Raw genomic sequence first — 13,198 nt, 5'->3', positions numbered from 1 at the left:
CGGGTCTGCCGGCGCCGGTGGCGGAGCCCGGTGCGAGCGATGCCGCCCCGGCGGCCCAAGCGCCGCTGGCGCCGCGCGTCTTCACGCCGGAGGTGTCGCAGATGCCGGGCAAGCCGGCGGGGCCGGTTGCCGGGGCGCAGGATCCGGAGACCAGTCTGCTGAAGCCGGTGGCGCCGATCGGCTCGGTTCCCGGGGTTGCGACCAATACGCTGCCGCATGTGGGCGATGCGCCGAAGGATCAGGCCGGGGCGCAGGCCGCGGACGACAGCCCGCTGCGCAAATACGCGCGCCGTTTCGAGGGGGCCGGGGGCAAGCCGCTGTTCGTCATCCTTCTGCAGGATGTCGGTGCGGCGGGGATGGATCGCGGCGAACTGGCCCGGCTGCCTTTCCCGGTGACATTCGTGGTGGACCCCCTGGCCCAGGATGCGCGGGAGGCCGAGGCGGCCTATCGCGCCGAAGGGCAGGAGGTGCTGATGCTGGCCAATGGCATCCCGGCGGGGGCCACGGCGGGGGATGTGGAACAGACCTTCCAGACCCTGCAGGACATCCTGCCCGAAACGGTGGGCGTGATCGACGAGGCGACGCTGGGCTTTCAGGACAACCGCGCGCTGTCGGGTCTGGTGCTGCCGGTGATCGCCGATCAGGGCCGGGGCCTCGTGACCTATGACCGGGGGCTGAATGCGGCGGACCAGATCGCGCGGCGCGATGGCTTGCCGGCGGCGGTGATCTTCCGCAAGCTGGACGGGGCGGGCGAAAGCCAGCCCATCATGCGCCGCTATCTCGACCGCGCGGCCTTCAAGGCGGCCCAGGAGGGGGCGGTGGTGGTGATCGGCGACACCCGCCCCGACACGGTGGCGGCGATCCTGCAATGGACGATTGAGGGCAAGGCCGCGACGGTGGCGCTGGCCCCGGTCACGGCCGTGATGGCCCGCAAGTAGCGCAAAACCTGTGCTGCGCCGCCCTGGCTGAGCTGTTGGTCAAAGGCGCGCGCTTTGCGCGCATTCCTTTTGTCTCGCCTCTGGCGCTGCGCGCCAACCGGCTCGGGCAATCCCTCCGGGGGGAGTATTTGAGCAAAGGGCAAATTGGGGGTGAGGTACAGGGCCCGCAGGTCGCGTGGCGCTGTCTTTGCGATTTGCTCAAATACTCCCGCCGGAGGCTCTTATGGCAGAGGGCAAGAGCCTTACCTCTGCAGAACCTATTCGGGGAGTAGGATGGGCAATTTGCCCATCTTCCCTTATGCGTTGCCGCGTCTTGCGAAAGTGCCGGCGTCTTCGGCCGCGCGGCGCAGGGCTTTGGATTTGTTGACGGTTTCCTGATATTCCGCTTCGGGGTCGCTGTCATAGACCACGCCGCCGCCGGACTGGATGTAAAGCTTCTCGTCCTTCAGCACCGCGGTGCGCAGGGCGATGCAGAAGTCCATCTCGCCATTGGCTGCGAAATAGCCGATGCCGCCGCCATAGACGCCGCGCTTTTCGGGTTCCAGCTCGTCGATGATCTCCATCGCCCGCACCTTGGGTGCACCCGAGACGGTGCCGGCGGGCATGCCGGCGAGGAGGGCCGACAACGCGTCCTGGCCTTCGGCGATCTCGCCCACCACGTTGGAGACGATGTGCATGACATGGGAATAGCGTTCGACGATGAATTTCTCGGTCGGGCGCACGGTGCCGATCTTGGCCACCCGGCCCACGTCATTGCGGCCGAGGTCCAACAGCATCAGGTGTTCGGCCAGTTCCTTCTGGTCGGCGAGAAGATCGGCCTCCAGCGCGCGGTCCTCTTCCGGCGTGGCCCCGCGCTTGCGGGTGCCGGCGATGGGCCTGATCGTCACTTCGCCTTCGCGCAGGCGGACGAGGATTTCGGGGCTGGCGCCCACGACCTGGAAGCCGCCGAAGTTGAAGAAGAACATGAAGGGCGAGGGGTTGGTGCGCCGCAGGCTGCGGTAGAAGGCGAAGGGCGGCAGGGTGAAGCTTTGGGTCCAGCGCTGGCTTGGCACCACCTGGAAGATGTCGCCGGCGCGGATGTAGTCCTTGGCCTTCTCGACCGCGGCCTTGTAGCCTTCGTGGGTGAAGTTGGACTGTGCCTCGCCGACAGGGGCGGCCTCGCCCAGATCGCGCTGCGCGGGAGGGGCGCGGTCCAGATCGCGCAGCGCGTCCATCACGCGTTCGGCGGCCTGGGCATAGGCCGCGCGGGCCGAGAGGCCGGAGGCCACGAAAGCCGGGGCGACCACGGTCACCTCGCCCTTCACCCCGTCGAGCACGGCCACGATCGAGGGGCGCAGCAGGACGGCATCGGGCAGGCCGAGCGGGTCGGGGTTCACATCGGGCAGGTTCTCGACCAGGCGGATCATGTCATAGCCGAGATAGCCGAAGAGGCCGGCGGCGATCGGCGGCAGGCCCTCGGGCAGCTCGATCCGGCTTTCGGCGATCAGCGCGCGCAGGCTGGCGAGCGGGGCGAGGTCTTCCTCGACAAAGCTTGTCGCATCAAAGCGGGCGGTGCGGTTGATGCGGGCCTTGTCGCCGTGACATTGCCAGATCAGGTCGGGCTTCATCCCCACCACCGAATAGCGGCCGCGAATTTCACCCCCGGTCACACTTTCCAGCATGAAGGTGTCGGTGCGCGCCTCGGCCAGCTTCATCATCAGGGAGACGGGCGTGTCGAGATCGGCCGCGAGCCGGGCCGAGACGACCTGATTGCGCCCCTGGGCCCAGCCCGCTTCAAATTCCGCATAACCGGGGTCGAGCTTCATGGTCAGTTCATCCGCGCCTGCACGGCGGCAATCGCCGCCTGGTCAATGGTCAAGCCGCCCTGCGTCGTCATGGCTGCGGCGAAGATGTCATAGGCATCCTGGGCGATCGACTGGGCGGCCTGGGTCGCAAGCTTGGCCTCGGCGGCCTTGGCCGCGTCGCCCGCCGTGTCGGCCGGGGTCACGCTGTCCAGACGGATCACCGCGACCAGGCCCTTGCCGTCGATCTTGGCGACCTCGCCGGGCTTGAGGGTGAAAGCCATCGCAATCGCCTCGGCCGGGATGCCGTCGGGCGTGCCGGACCGGGTGGTGGAGGCGACGCGGTCGGTGATCCCCAGAGTGCCGAGGTCGGCGCCACCCTTGACGGCGGTCAGATCGGCATCGGCCAGCGCGCCAAGCGCCTTGGCCAAAGCCTCGGCGTGGAAGGCAGTGGCGACCTTGTCATGCGCCTTCTCGAAGGGCACGGGCGTCGGGGGGACGGCTTCGGTCACTTGCACCACGGCCAGCCCGCCATCGGCCAGACCGATCGCCTGCGGGAAATCGCCCGGCTGCATCCCGGTCACGGCCTTGACGAAGGCCGGATCGGCGGTCAGCGGGGCATTGTCATCGGCGCCCTTGGCAAAATCGGTGGTCCCGGCGGTCATGCCCTGATCCTTGGCCACCTCGGCGACCGAGGAGCCGCCGGCCAGAAGGTCACTGACCGCTTCATACTTGTCAGAAATCGCCTTGCCCGCTGCCTTCAGCTGCAGATCGCCCATCAGCTTGTCATGCGCCTGTTCCAGCGTGGTGGCCTGCGCCGGCAGGATCGCGTTCATCCGGTAAAGCGCCGGCCCGAGGTCGGAGGGCAGCGGCCCGACGACACCCGGCGCGGTCAGGGCGAAGACATCCTTGCCCGCAGCGCCGAGTTCAGCCGCCGTCACATCGCCCAGGTCGATATCGGTCAGCGCGAGGCCGCGCTCTTTCACCAGATCCTCAAAGGAGGTGCCGGCGTCAAGCTTGGCCTTGGCGGCCTTGGCCGCGTCTTCCGAAGGATAGACCAGCCGTTCGACCAGCCGCTTTTCCGGCACATTGTAGGTGTCGGCTGCGGCATCATAGGCAGCCTTGATATCGGCCTCGGCCACTTTCTGGTCCTTGGCGATATCGGCGGGTTCCAGGATCGCATAGGAGACGCGCTTGGCTTCGGGCCGGGTGAAGTCGGCGATATGGGCGGTGTAATAGGCCTTCAGCTCATCCTCGGTCGGCGCCGGCAGCTTTTGCGGCAGGCTTGCTTCGGTCAGCTGCAGCAGGGTGAAACCGCGGGTCTCGCCCTGATAGGCATAGATCGTGTCGGTCAGCGCCTGCGGGGTCACCACGCCGCCGACGATGGCGGCCTGCAGGACCTGACGCGCCAGATCGCGGCGCATCCCGGTCTCGAAATCCTTCACGGTGACGCCGTTCTGCTGCAGAAGCTGGGTATAGACGGTGCGGTCGAACTTGCCGGTCACGTCGAAGAAAGCCTTGGTGGCGGCGACTTTCTGCGCCACCTCGCGGTCGCCCGCCGAAAGCCCGAGGCGCATCGCCTCGTTGTCCAGTGCAGCGTTCGAGATCAGACCCTGCAGGACCTGCTGGTCGATGCCGAAGATCTGCGCCTCCTTGAAGGTCAGCTGCTGGCCGAACTGCTGGCTGAACTGGCGGATCTGGTTTTGCAGCGCGCGGCCATAGTCGGTCGTCGTGATCTCGGCCTTGCCGACCGAGGCCACCGCATCGACCGAATGGCCAAAGTTGGTCACCCCATAGCCGCCCAGACCGATGACGATCATGCCCAGCATGACGAAAGCCAGCACGCTGGTGCCGACGCGCGACTTCTTGCGCGGGGTGATCTCGTGGTCGTCTTTGGGCGTTGGGCTTTTGGCCATGTCCGGCGTCCTTTGCAAAGTAGCACGGGTTTAAGCTGAAAGCGCCGGAGGGGGCAAGGGCAGAGCACCCCCCCGGGCTGGCGACGGAAGGTGTGCGGTGCTCAGGGCTGGAAGGCGGCAAGCCTGCGGAACAGTTCGGCAATGCCGTCGCGGTCGACATTGGCGAAGGCGATGCGGATCTGGCGCTGGCCTTCGGGCGCGCCCTCGGGCTGGAACATCGAACCGGGCAGCATCAGGACCGAGGCCTTGGTGACCGCCGCCTTGCAGACCTCGGTCGAGGTCAGGGCAAAGGGATGTTCGACATAGGCGAAATAGGCGCCGCAGCCCAGCAGCTTCCAGCCGGGCAGGGCGTGGAAGCCTTCCACCATGGCGGCGCGGCGGGCCAGGATCTCGTCCCGCTCGCCCGCCACCCATTGGGCCAGGTTGCGCATCCCCCAAAGCGCCGCGATCTGGCCGAGCTGGCTTGGGCAGATCGCCACGGTGTCGAGGAATTTCTCGACCTCGGCCAGCCGGGCGGCAGAGGCCACGATGGAGCCGACCCGGTGCCCGGTCAGCCGGTAGGCCTTGGAGAAGGAGTAGAGCTGGATCAGCGTATCGGCCCAATCAGGATCGGCGAAAAGGTCATGCGGCCGACCGCTGCGGCTGTCGAAATCGCGGTAGGTCTCGTCCACGATCAGCGCGATGCCCCGGGCGCGGGCGAGGTCGCGGAAGGCGGCCAGCGTCTCGGCCGGATATTCCACCCCGCCCGGATTGTTGGGCGAGACGAGGACGATGGCGCGGGTCCTGTCGGTGATGAGGGTGGCGGCCTTGTCGGCCTCGGGGATCAGGCCCGGCCCGGTGGCGAGCGGCACCGCCCCGATGCCCGCCATGTCGAGCCACATCTTGTGGTTGAAATACCAGGGCGTCGGCAGGATCACCTCATCCCCCGCCCCGGCGAGGGTGGAGAGCACCGCGCAGAAGGCCTGGTTGCAGCCCTGGGTGATGGCCACCTGTTCCGGCGCCACCTGACCGCCGTAGCCGAGGCTCCACTGGCTGGCGATCTCGGCCCGCAGCGCCGGCAGGCCGAGGACTGGGCCGTAAAGATGGGCGTTCGGATCGTTCAGCGCCGCCTCGGCAATCGCCTGACGCAGGGCCAGCGGCGGCAGGTCCACCGGAGCGGCCTGGCTCACATTGATCAAGGGGCGGTCGGCCGGAAAGGTCAGCCCCGCGATCCAGCGCCGGGCTTCCATGACGGGCGGCGGATCGGTGGCGGCCATGGCGGGATTGAGCGGCGTGAGTTGGGTCATCTGGGCGTCCTTGCGTTTGGCCCAGTTGAACCGCGTGCCGCGCCCAAGCGCAAGGGGGCGAAGCGTGGCAAAGGGACCGTCCTTCGAGGCCGGCACCGCGGGGGACCTGATCCAGGAAGATGGGCAGATTGCCCATCCTACCAGCCAATGCCGGCGCCTGTCGCAAACGGTCAGAGGATTTCGCGCCCTCAGCGACCGGTGCTGACGCTGGCCGGTAGGATGGGCAATCTGCCCATCTTCGGGACCTTTCCTGTGGCTGCGGGCAGCCGCCTAACCCTTCAGGAACCGGCGGCGCGATTCCTCGGCGATGGCCTGGCGCATTTCGGTCTGGGCGAGGGCGGCCATCGCGGCCTTGCGTTCGGCTGCGTCGGTCAGGGTCGCCAGATGGGCGCGCAGGGCCGCGGCCTGTTTCTTCAGCGTGATCTCCTCGGGCAGCACGCCGGCTTCCGCCATGATGCGAAAGCCCACCGCGTCGCCGGGGCTGACGAAGGCGTCGCCGGGGCGCTCGGGCAGGGGTTTGCCCTCGCCTTGCAGCCCGGAAAGACCGCCCGTCATCCGCGCCTTGAGGATCTGGCGCTCGGCCAGTCGTGAAAGCCAGGACATCTGCCGCCTCGCATCCTTTCGCCTTGCCGCATCGCGGCATTTCCTGCGCCAGCATGCCAGAAATTGCCCGGGTCCGGAAGGGCGTGGGAAAGGTCCTCTTGTCTGCGTCAAGCGCCCCGCTTCCCCCGCGCCACGGATATTTGCGCCTATTTTAATAAACCACTCCGAGAATATTAATTCCTAAAACACGCAGCAAATGGAGATCGTCTCAAATCTAGATTTAAGCCGGATCCCCGCCACAATTGCGCCACGCCCTCCGCGGGCCGCTGATCGAGATTGGCCCCTGTCGAACCAGACCGACGGGTGCAGCCATGACCATCACCGACTCGATCATCGTCGCCCCGCTTGCGGGCAAAGGCAGCGAAATCACCGCGGCGCATTTCGGGATGAACATCGTCCTGGGTTATGAACGCTTCGGCTCCCAGCCCTGGGAGAAGTTCGACGAGATCCAGAGTGCGGTGGGCTCGCATTCCGTCCGCTTTCCGGGTGGCACCATGTCCGAACAACTGTTCGACTATGCCGCTCCCAACGCGACCTCGGCCGTCGCGGCCAATGGCAACATCCTGCAACTGATCACGCCGGATGCCTTTCTGGACTACTGCGCCGCCACCCAGACCAAGGCCACGATCAACCTGCCGGTAGCCCAGCTTCTGACCGAAGGCCGCATCGGCGTGCGGGATTTCGATGTGTCCAAGGCCGGACTCGTGCGCGATTACGTTCACCACCTGCTGGAAAAGGCCGGGCCGGAAGGCATTGAAACCTTTGAACTTGGCAATGAATACGCGACCTTCATGCTCGCTTCGGAATATGGCAAGGTCGCCAGCGCCGTCGGCCTGATCGTCCATCAGGAGATCGAGAAATACTTTAATGCCCATCCCGGCCACGACGCCACCAAGCCGGAGGTCGCCGTCCAGGTCTGGGGCCAAAGCGCGGGCGGGACCTTCTCGCTGACCGATCTCGCCTCGCGCAACCACACCGTCATGGCCCAGTTCGACGCCGAGGAACTGTCGGCCATCACCGCCGTGACCGACCATTTCTACTACTGGGAGGGCAAGAACCCCGGTGAGGAGAATTACCACACCTATACCAATATCGCCAATTCGATTGGTTACTCGCTCAGCATGATGCAGGAATGGTCCAGCCTGACCGGGCACAATCTGGATACGATCTATTCCGAATGGAATGTCAATTACCGCGATAGCGCGAACTACGGGCTGCAGCAAATTCCCGTCATGCTGGAAATGTTCACCAGTTTCGTCAAGGGCGGGGTGGATCAGCTGGATTTCTGGTCCACCATGTACAATGCAACCAGCCTGGGCGATTACCATGGCGAGCTGCAGGCGGCGGGCGTGCTGTTCCAGATCATGTCGCAGGATCTGGTGGGCACCAAGGCCACCGAGGTTCCGGTCCATTCCGACAATTTCGACATCCACGCCTTTTCCGGCCATGGCCATGCGGTGGTCTTCGTCTCGTCGCTGATCGACCAGGGCATGCGGGTGAAGATGGATCTTTCGGCCTATATGGACCGTTACGAGATCACCTCGGCGCGGCTGATCCAGGTCGATGGCACCACGGCGGATGGCGCCTACAAGGGCGTCACAGGGCTGCAGCCCTGGGAAGAGGCGGATGCGGCGATCAAGCTGACCCCGGCGGATATCGCGGCGCTGGTCGCGTCAGGGCAGATGGCGCAATACCTCAACGCGCATGAGACGCTGGTGCTGGAATTCGACCTGGCGAAATTCACCATGGGCAGCATCCGGGCCGACCGGATGCAGGGCCTGTCGGGCGATGACCGGATCGATTCCCTCGCCTCCAGCGATGCGATTGACGGGATGGCGGGGAATGACACGCTGTTTGGCGGCTCGGGCAATGACAGCATCTCGGGCGGCGACGGGCAGGACCGCATCCTGGGCGGCGTCGGGCGCGATGTGCTTTACGGCGGGGCCGACAATGATGTGATCGACGGCAAGGCCAATGGCGATTTCATCTATGGCGGCGATGGCGACGACCTGATCGCCGGCGGCGACAGCGCCGACCGGCTGTGGGGCGGCGCCGGAGCCGATGGCTTTGTCTTCCGCACCGCCGACCGCGGCTCGGATGTGATCAACGACTTTTCGGCGGCCGAGGGGGACTATCTGGTGTTTGACGGCGCCACTCCGGTGACGCGCGACGCCTTCCAGGTCGAGATCCGGGCGGTTCATGGCCTCGGCGACGAGGCCACGCCGGATCTGGTGATCCGGCTTGGCGCCGAGGGGCCGATAATCTGGCAGCTGAAGGACGCAGGCGCGCTGGAGGCCTTGCAGCTGCTGGATGCCAACACGGGTCAGATGATCACGCTGCTCTGACCCGCCGTTGGGTCAGGCCCGTGCCCGGCTCCGCGCCGCCTCTTGCAGCTGCTTGCGGAACACATCGCGCTTTTCGTGGATCGAGGCGATGACCAGCCCGGTCGCCCGCCCCAGCCCCAGCAGGGCCGCCTCGGACAGCTGCAGGCTCGCCTCGATGGTTTCGGGCACTGCATTGGTCACGCCCACGGTGTAAAGATGCTCGGCATGCGAGGCATCCTTGGCGCGCGAGACGATCAGCACATCAGGCCGCAGCGTGCGGACATGGGAGACGATCGCGTCGATCTCCTTGGCGACCGAGACGGTGACGATGACCGCCTTGGCCTCGGCCAGACCGCAATGCTCCAGAAACACCGGGTCGGTGGCGTCGCCGTAGTAGAGCGAGCTGCCATTGCGCCGATGCGTGGGCACGGCGCGCATGTCGTTGTCGACCGCGATATAGGGAAGGTTGTGCTCCTCCAGCATGGCGCAGACCACCTGACCGACGCGGCCATAGCCGATGACGATGCTGTGGCCATGCCCGTCCTCGCCGGAGGTGACTTCGGGGCGGACCAGAAGTTCGGGGTCGAGGGGCCTGGCTTCGGGCAGTTTCACCGCCAGCCTGCGCCCGAGATAGGCCAGAGCCGGGATCAGCGCCATGGTGATCGAGGTGACTGTCAGGATGAAACTGGACGCCTCCGCCCCGATCAGCCCGAGAGCCGAGGCCATGCCGATGCCGACGAAGGCGAACTCGCCGCCGGGGCCAAGGGGCAGGGCGGCTTCCAGGGCTGCGGGCCAGGACAGGCGGAAGTAGCGGCCAAGCCCGGTCAGGATCGCGGTCTTGACGCCGATCAGCGCCACGACCGCCCCGAGCAGCCAAAGCGGCTGCGCCATGACCTCGCGCAGGTCCATCTTCATGCCGATCGAGAAGAAGAACAGGCCCAGAAGCAGGCCCTTGAACGGGCCGATGGTGGATTCGATCGCCTTGCGGAACTCGGTCTCGGCGAGCAGCAGGCCCGCCACAAAGGCGCCGAGCGCCATCGACATGCCGGCCAGCGCCGCCGCAACCCCGGTGCCGATGATGACGAAAAGCGTGGTGGCGACGAAAAGTTCACCGGTGCCGGTGCTGGCGACGAGGCGGAAGATCGGGCGGAAGGCAAGGCGACCGACCAGCACGATGCCGCCCACCGCGATGGCGGCGTTCATCAGCGCATAGACGAGGCTCATGGTCACCGAACCATGCGCCCCGCCCGCCAGGATGGTCACGAACAGCAGAAGCGGGATGACGGCAAGGTCCTGCGCCAGAAGCACGGCGAAACTCGCCCGGCCGGAACCGGCGGACAGGCGGCCCTGTGCCGAAAGAACCTCGATCACGATGGCGGTGGAGGACAGCGCCAGACAGCCGCCGACGATGACCGCGACTCCGGGAGCCAGCCCCGCCAGGGCCGCCACCGCCGAAATCGCCAGCGTTGATAGAAGGACCTGCAAGCCGCCCAGACCAAAGACCAGGCGCCGCATGGTTTTCAAGCGTTCGTACGACAGCTCCATCCCGATCAGGAACAGAAGGAACACCACCCCCAGTTCGCCGATGCTCGAGACGTTATGGTCATCGACCACGGTGATCCAGTACAAGACCGGAAACTGCGCGATCAGCGAGCCGAGGCCCAGAGGCCCCAGAATGGCCCCTGCTGCCAGATAGCCCAGAACCGGGCTGAGCCCCCAGCGCCTTGCCAGGGGAACGACGACTCCCGCCGTGCCCAGTACCACCAAAACGTCACTATAGGTCTGAATGTCGATCGCTGCTGCCACGCCCGCTCCAATTGTTGAGGATTTTGCTATGGCAACAGGGTCTTGCATCAACGCAACGAGGTCAACCCTGCGCGGGCAAATCCCCGGCGCAAGGTCGATTTTTCGKCGAAAAATCGTCGTGAGGCCAGAGTCGATTTTTCGGCGAAAAATCGTTGTGAGTGCAGAGGCGATTTTTCGACGAAAAATCGGGGCGAGGGTGCAGAGTCGATTTTTCGCCGAAAAATCGAGAGGCGGAAAGCGCGCGGCTTATGCGCCCGCAGCTTCGATCCGGTCGCGCAGGGGCTCGAGATTATAGCCGTACCGCGCCGGCAGGCCGATCAGTTCGTCTGCGGGCCGCGTGCCGGCATAGGCCAGCGCCCAGACGCAGGAACAGCGGTTGCCCGAGGCGCAATAGGCGAAGACCGGGCCGGTGGAGGCCTCGATGGCGGCGCGTTGCGTGCTCAGCACCTTGTCGGAGAAATCGCCGGGCAGGACCGGGTTGACCACGAAGGTCAGGCCAAGCGCCTCGGCGGCGGCCTTCATCGCGGCGGTCTGGACGGCGGGCGGGATCTCGCCATCGGGGCGGTTGTCGATCACGGTGGTGAAGCCTGCCGCCTTGATCGCGGGCAGATCGGCCAGGGTGATCTGCGGCGAGACGGCATAGGTCGGGGTGATGGCGCGAATGTCCATGGTGCTCCTGAGCGTGGGGGCGTCCGTGAACCGGGCGCGCAGAAAGGGTGTGGCGAGCATACCTGCGGCCATGGCGAGAAGAAAGACCAGACCACCGCCGCCGCCAAAGCCGAGCGAGGCGAGGGCGGGGCCGGGGCAAAGCCCGGCCAGGGCCCAGCCCGCGCCGAAGAGAAGCGAGCCCAGGATCAGGTCAGGCCCGATCTCGGTTCCGGGCGGGCCGGGCAGGGCAAAGCCCAAGGCCGAGACCCTGCGCCGCGCCGCCACCCGCCAGGCCAGCGCCATCGGCAGGATCGCCCCGCCCAGCACGAAGGCCAGCGTCGGATCCCAATCGCCGAAGACATCGAGCCAGCCCTGCACCTTCAAGGTGTCGGTCATGCCGGAGATCAGCAGCCCCAACCCGAAGACGCCACCGCAAATCAGGCAGATCAGAAGCCGCGCCATGTCAGAGCACCTCCAGCACATGGCGCAGCAGCGCCATGGTGAGGCCGCCCGCCAGCAGGTAGACCCCGGTGGCCACGATCGACCGCCACGACAGCCGGGCCATGCCGCAGACCCCATGCCCCGAGGTGCAGCCATTGGCGAGCCGGGTGCCCACCCCGACCAAGAGCCCGCCCGCCACGATGACCCAAAGATTGCCGGTCAGATGGGTGGCCGCAGGCATCAGGCGCGACACGGCCCAGGGCAGCGCCACCAGCCCCGCCACAAAGGCCAGCGCGCCGCGCCAGTCGCCCCAGCCGCTGCCATCGACCAGCCCGCCGAAGATCCCCGAGATCCCCATGATCCGGCCATTGAGCAGCAAATAGGCCGCGGCGGCCGTGCCGATCAAAAGCCCTCCGGCAAAGCCCCAGAGCCAATCCCCATACATCATCCTGTGGTCATCCTTCCTGCGGCAGCGCCGCACCGTCACGCCCGCACCGTCACAGCCCGTGCCGTCAAAGTCCGTTGAGGGGCACTTTCAGATAGGACAGGCCGTTGTCCTCGGGTTCGGGCATCTGACCCGCCCGCATGTTGACTTGCAAGGAGGGGATGATCAGGCGCGGCATGGCCAAGGTCGCATCGCGCGCCTCGCGCATCGCGACGAACTCGGCCTTGGGGCGGCCGGCGCCGACATGCTTGTTCAGTGCCTTCTGGGCGCCCACCGTGGTCTCCCAGGCAAAATCCTCGCGGCCCGGCGCCTTGTAGTCGTGGCAGACGAAGATCCGGGTCTCCTCCGGCAGGGTCAGGATGCGCTGGATGCTGTCATACATCACCGCAGCCGAGCCGCCGGGAAAGTCGCAGCGTGCCGTGCCATAGTCGGGCATGAAGAGCGTATCGCCGACGAATGCCGCATCCCCGATGACAAAGGTCATGCAGGCCGGGGTATGGCCCGGCGTGTGCAGCGCATCGCAGCGCATCTGGCCGATCATCACGCTGTCGCCATCCTTGAACAGATGGTCGAACTGCGAGCCGTCGCGGGCAAAGCGGGTGCCCTCGTTGAAGACCTTGCCGAAGGTCTCCTGCACCACGGTGATCCGGTCGCCGATGCCCAGCTTGCCGCCCAAGGCCTCTTGCAGATAGGGCGCGGCCGACAGGTGGTCAGCATGGACATGGGTTTCCAGGATCCATTCCAGCCGCAGGCCCTGCGCGCGGATATAGGCGATGACCTGATCGGCGGCGCGGGTGTCGGTGCGCCCCGAGGCATAGTCGAAGTCGAGGACGGAATCGATGATCGCGCAGGCCTTGCCCTCTGGTTCCGTCACCACATAGGTCGCGGTATTGGTGGCCTCGTCGAAAAAGGCTTGAACGCTGGGATGCATGGCAGACCTCACTGTAGGGAAACTGCGGGGTGAACGCCGATCAGCATATATCGCTCGCGTTGCATGTGTAAGATCACCC

General features: G+C 66.2%; 10 protein-coding genes. 2 read left to right on the top strand and 8 right to left on the bottom strand.

The genetic code is table 11. The features are described 5' to 3' along the window. A partial coding sequence (locus AC1DVR_RS13470; protein WP_478001094.1) for a divergent polysaccharide deacetylase family protein occupies positions 1-938 on the top strand: 938 nt, incomplete at its 5' end. Positions 939-1,234: 296 nt separating this feature from the next. On the opposite strand, the gene trpE is transcribed toward AC1DVR_RS13470, so the two are convergent. The 4 genes from trpE to AC1DVR_RS13450 all read right to left on the bottom strand — a co-directional run bounded on the left by trpE (position 1,235) and on the right by AC1DVR_RS13450 (position 6,524). After that, positions 1,235-2,743 (bottom strand): anthranilate synthase component I, encoded by a 1,509-nt coding sequence (gene trpE / locus AC1DVR_RS13465; protein WP_478001093.1) that lies wholly within the window; start codon positions 2,741-2,743, stop codon positions 1,235-1,237. Between the two features lie 2 nt (positions 2,744-2,745). Then, on the bottom strand, positions 2,746-4,635 hold the full coding sequence (locus AC1DVR_RS13460; RefSeq protein ID WP_478001092.1) for a peptidylprolyl isomerase: 1,890 nt from the start codon (positions 4,633-4,635) through the stop codon (positions 2,746-2,748). 101 nt (positions 4,636-4,736) lie between these two features. Beyond that, complete coding sequence (locus AC1DVR_RS13455; protein WP_478001091.1) at positions 4,737-5,921, bottom strand: aminotransferase; 1,185 nt, start codon at positions 5,919-5,921, stop codon at positions 4,737-4,739. 270 nt (positions 5,922-6,191) lie between these two features. Beyond that, entirely contained in the window at positions 6,192-6,524 is a 333-nt protein-coding gene (locus AC1DVR_RS13450; protein ID WP_478001090.1) for a DnaJ family domain-containing protein, read from the bottom strand. Positions 6,525-6,835: 311 nt separating this feature from the next. Here AC1DVR_RS13450 and AC1DVR_RS13445 point away from each other — a divergent pair, with 311 nt between their 5' ends. Then, complete coding sequence (locus AC1DVR_RS13445) at positions 6,836-8,869, top strand: calcium-binding protein (RefSeq protein WP_478001089.1); 2,034 nt, start codon at positions 6,836-6,838, stop codon at positions 8,867-8,869. Between the two features lie 12 nt (positions 8,870-8,881). On the opposite strand, the gene AC1DVR_RS13440 is transcribed toward AC1DVR_RS13445, so the two are convergent. The 4 genes from AC1DVR_RS13440 to AC1DVR_RS13425 all read right to left on the bottom strand — a co-directional run bounded on the left by AC1DVR_RS13440 (position 8,882) and on the right by AC1DVR_RS13425 (position 13,119). Continuing rightward, entirely contained in the window at positions 8,882-10,654 is a 1,773-nt protein-coding gene (locus AC1DVR_RS13440; protein WP_478001088.1) for a cation:proton antiporter domain-containing protein, read from the bottom strand. 246 nt (positions 10,655-10,900) lie between these two features. Continuing rightward, positions 10,901-11,764, bottom strand: a complete 864-nt coding sequence (locus AC1DVR_RS13435) for a DUF6691 family protein (RefSeq protein WP_478001087.1) — start codon at positions 11,762-11,764, stop codon at positions 10,901-10,903. 1 nt (position 11,765) lies between these two features. Next, positions 11,766-12,188: a YeeE/YedE family protein gene (locus AC1DVR_RS13430; RefSeq protein ID WP_478001099.1), complete on the bottom strand. Its 423-nt coding sequence runs from the start codon at positions 12,186-12,188 to the stop codon at positions 11,766-11,768. Between the two features lie 67 nt (positions 12,189-12,255). Beyond that, positions 12,256-13,119, bottom strand: coding sequence for an MBL fold metallo-hydrolase (locus AC1DVR_RS13425; RefSeq protein ID WP_478001086.1), 864 nt, complete (start codon positions 13,117-13,119; stop codon positions 12,256-12,258). Positions 13,120-13,198: the final 79 nt, after the last annotated feature.

Source organism: Rhodobacter sp. P2_H5, assembly GCF_056403335.1.
Note: the sequence above shows the minus strand (reverse complement) of the source record. Positions and strands in the feature narration are given on the sequence as shown.

Bases quoted from the DNA above. Each gene is read 5' to 3' on its own strand.
- trpE (WP_478001093.1), bottom strand. From the start codon at position 2,743: ATGAAGCTCGACCCCGGTTATGCGGAATTTGAAGCGGGCTGGGCCCAG.
- AC1DVR_RS13460 (WP_478001092.1), bottom strand. From the start codon at position 4,635: ATGGCCAAAAGCCCAACGCCCAAAGACGACCACGAGATCACCCCGCGC.
- AC1DVR_RS13455 (WP_478001091.1), bottom strand. From the start codon at position 5,921: ATGACCCAACTCACGCCGCTCAATCCCGCCATGGCCGCCACCGATCCG.
- AC1DVR_RS13450 (WP_478001090.1), bottom strand. From the start codon at position 6,524: ATGTCCTGGCTTTCACGACTGGCCGAGCGCCAGATCCTCAAGGCGCGG.
- AC1DVR_RS13445 (WP_478001089.1), top strand. From the start codon at position 6,836: ATGACCATCACCGACTCGATCATCGTCGCCCCGCTTGCGGGCAAAGGC.
- AC1DVR_RS13435 (WP_478001087.1), bottom strand. From the start codon at position 11,764: ATGGCGCGGCTTCTGATCTGCCTGATTTGCGGTGGCGTCTTCGGGTTG.
- AC1DVR_RS13430 (WP_478001099.1), bottom strand. From the start codon at position 12,188: ATGTATGGGGATTGGCTCTGGGGCTTTGCCGGAGGGCTTTTGATCGGC.
- AC1DVR_RS13425 (WP_478001086.1), bottom strand. From the start codon at position 13,119: ATGCATCCCAGCGTTCAAGCCTTTTTCGACGAGGCCACCAATACCGCG.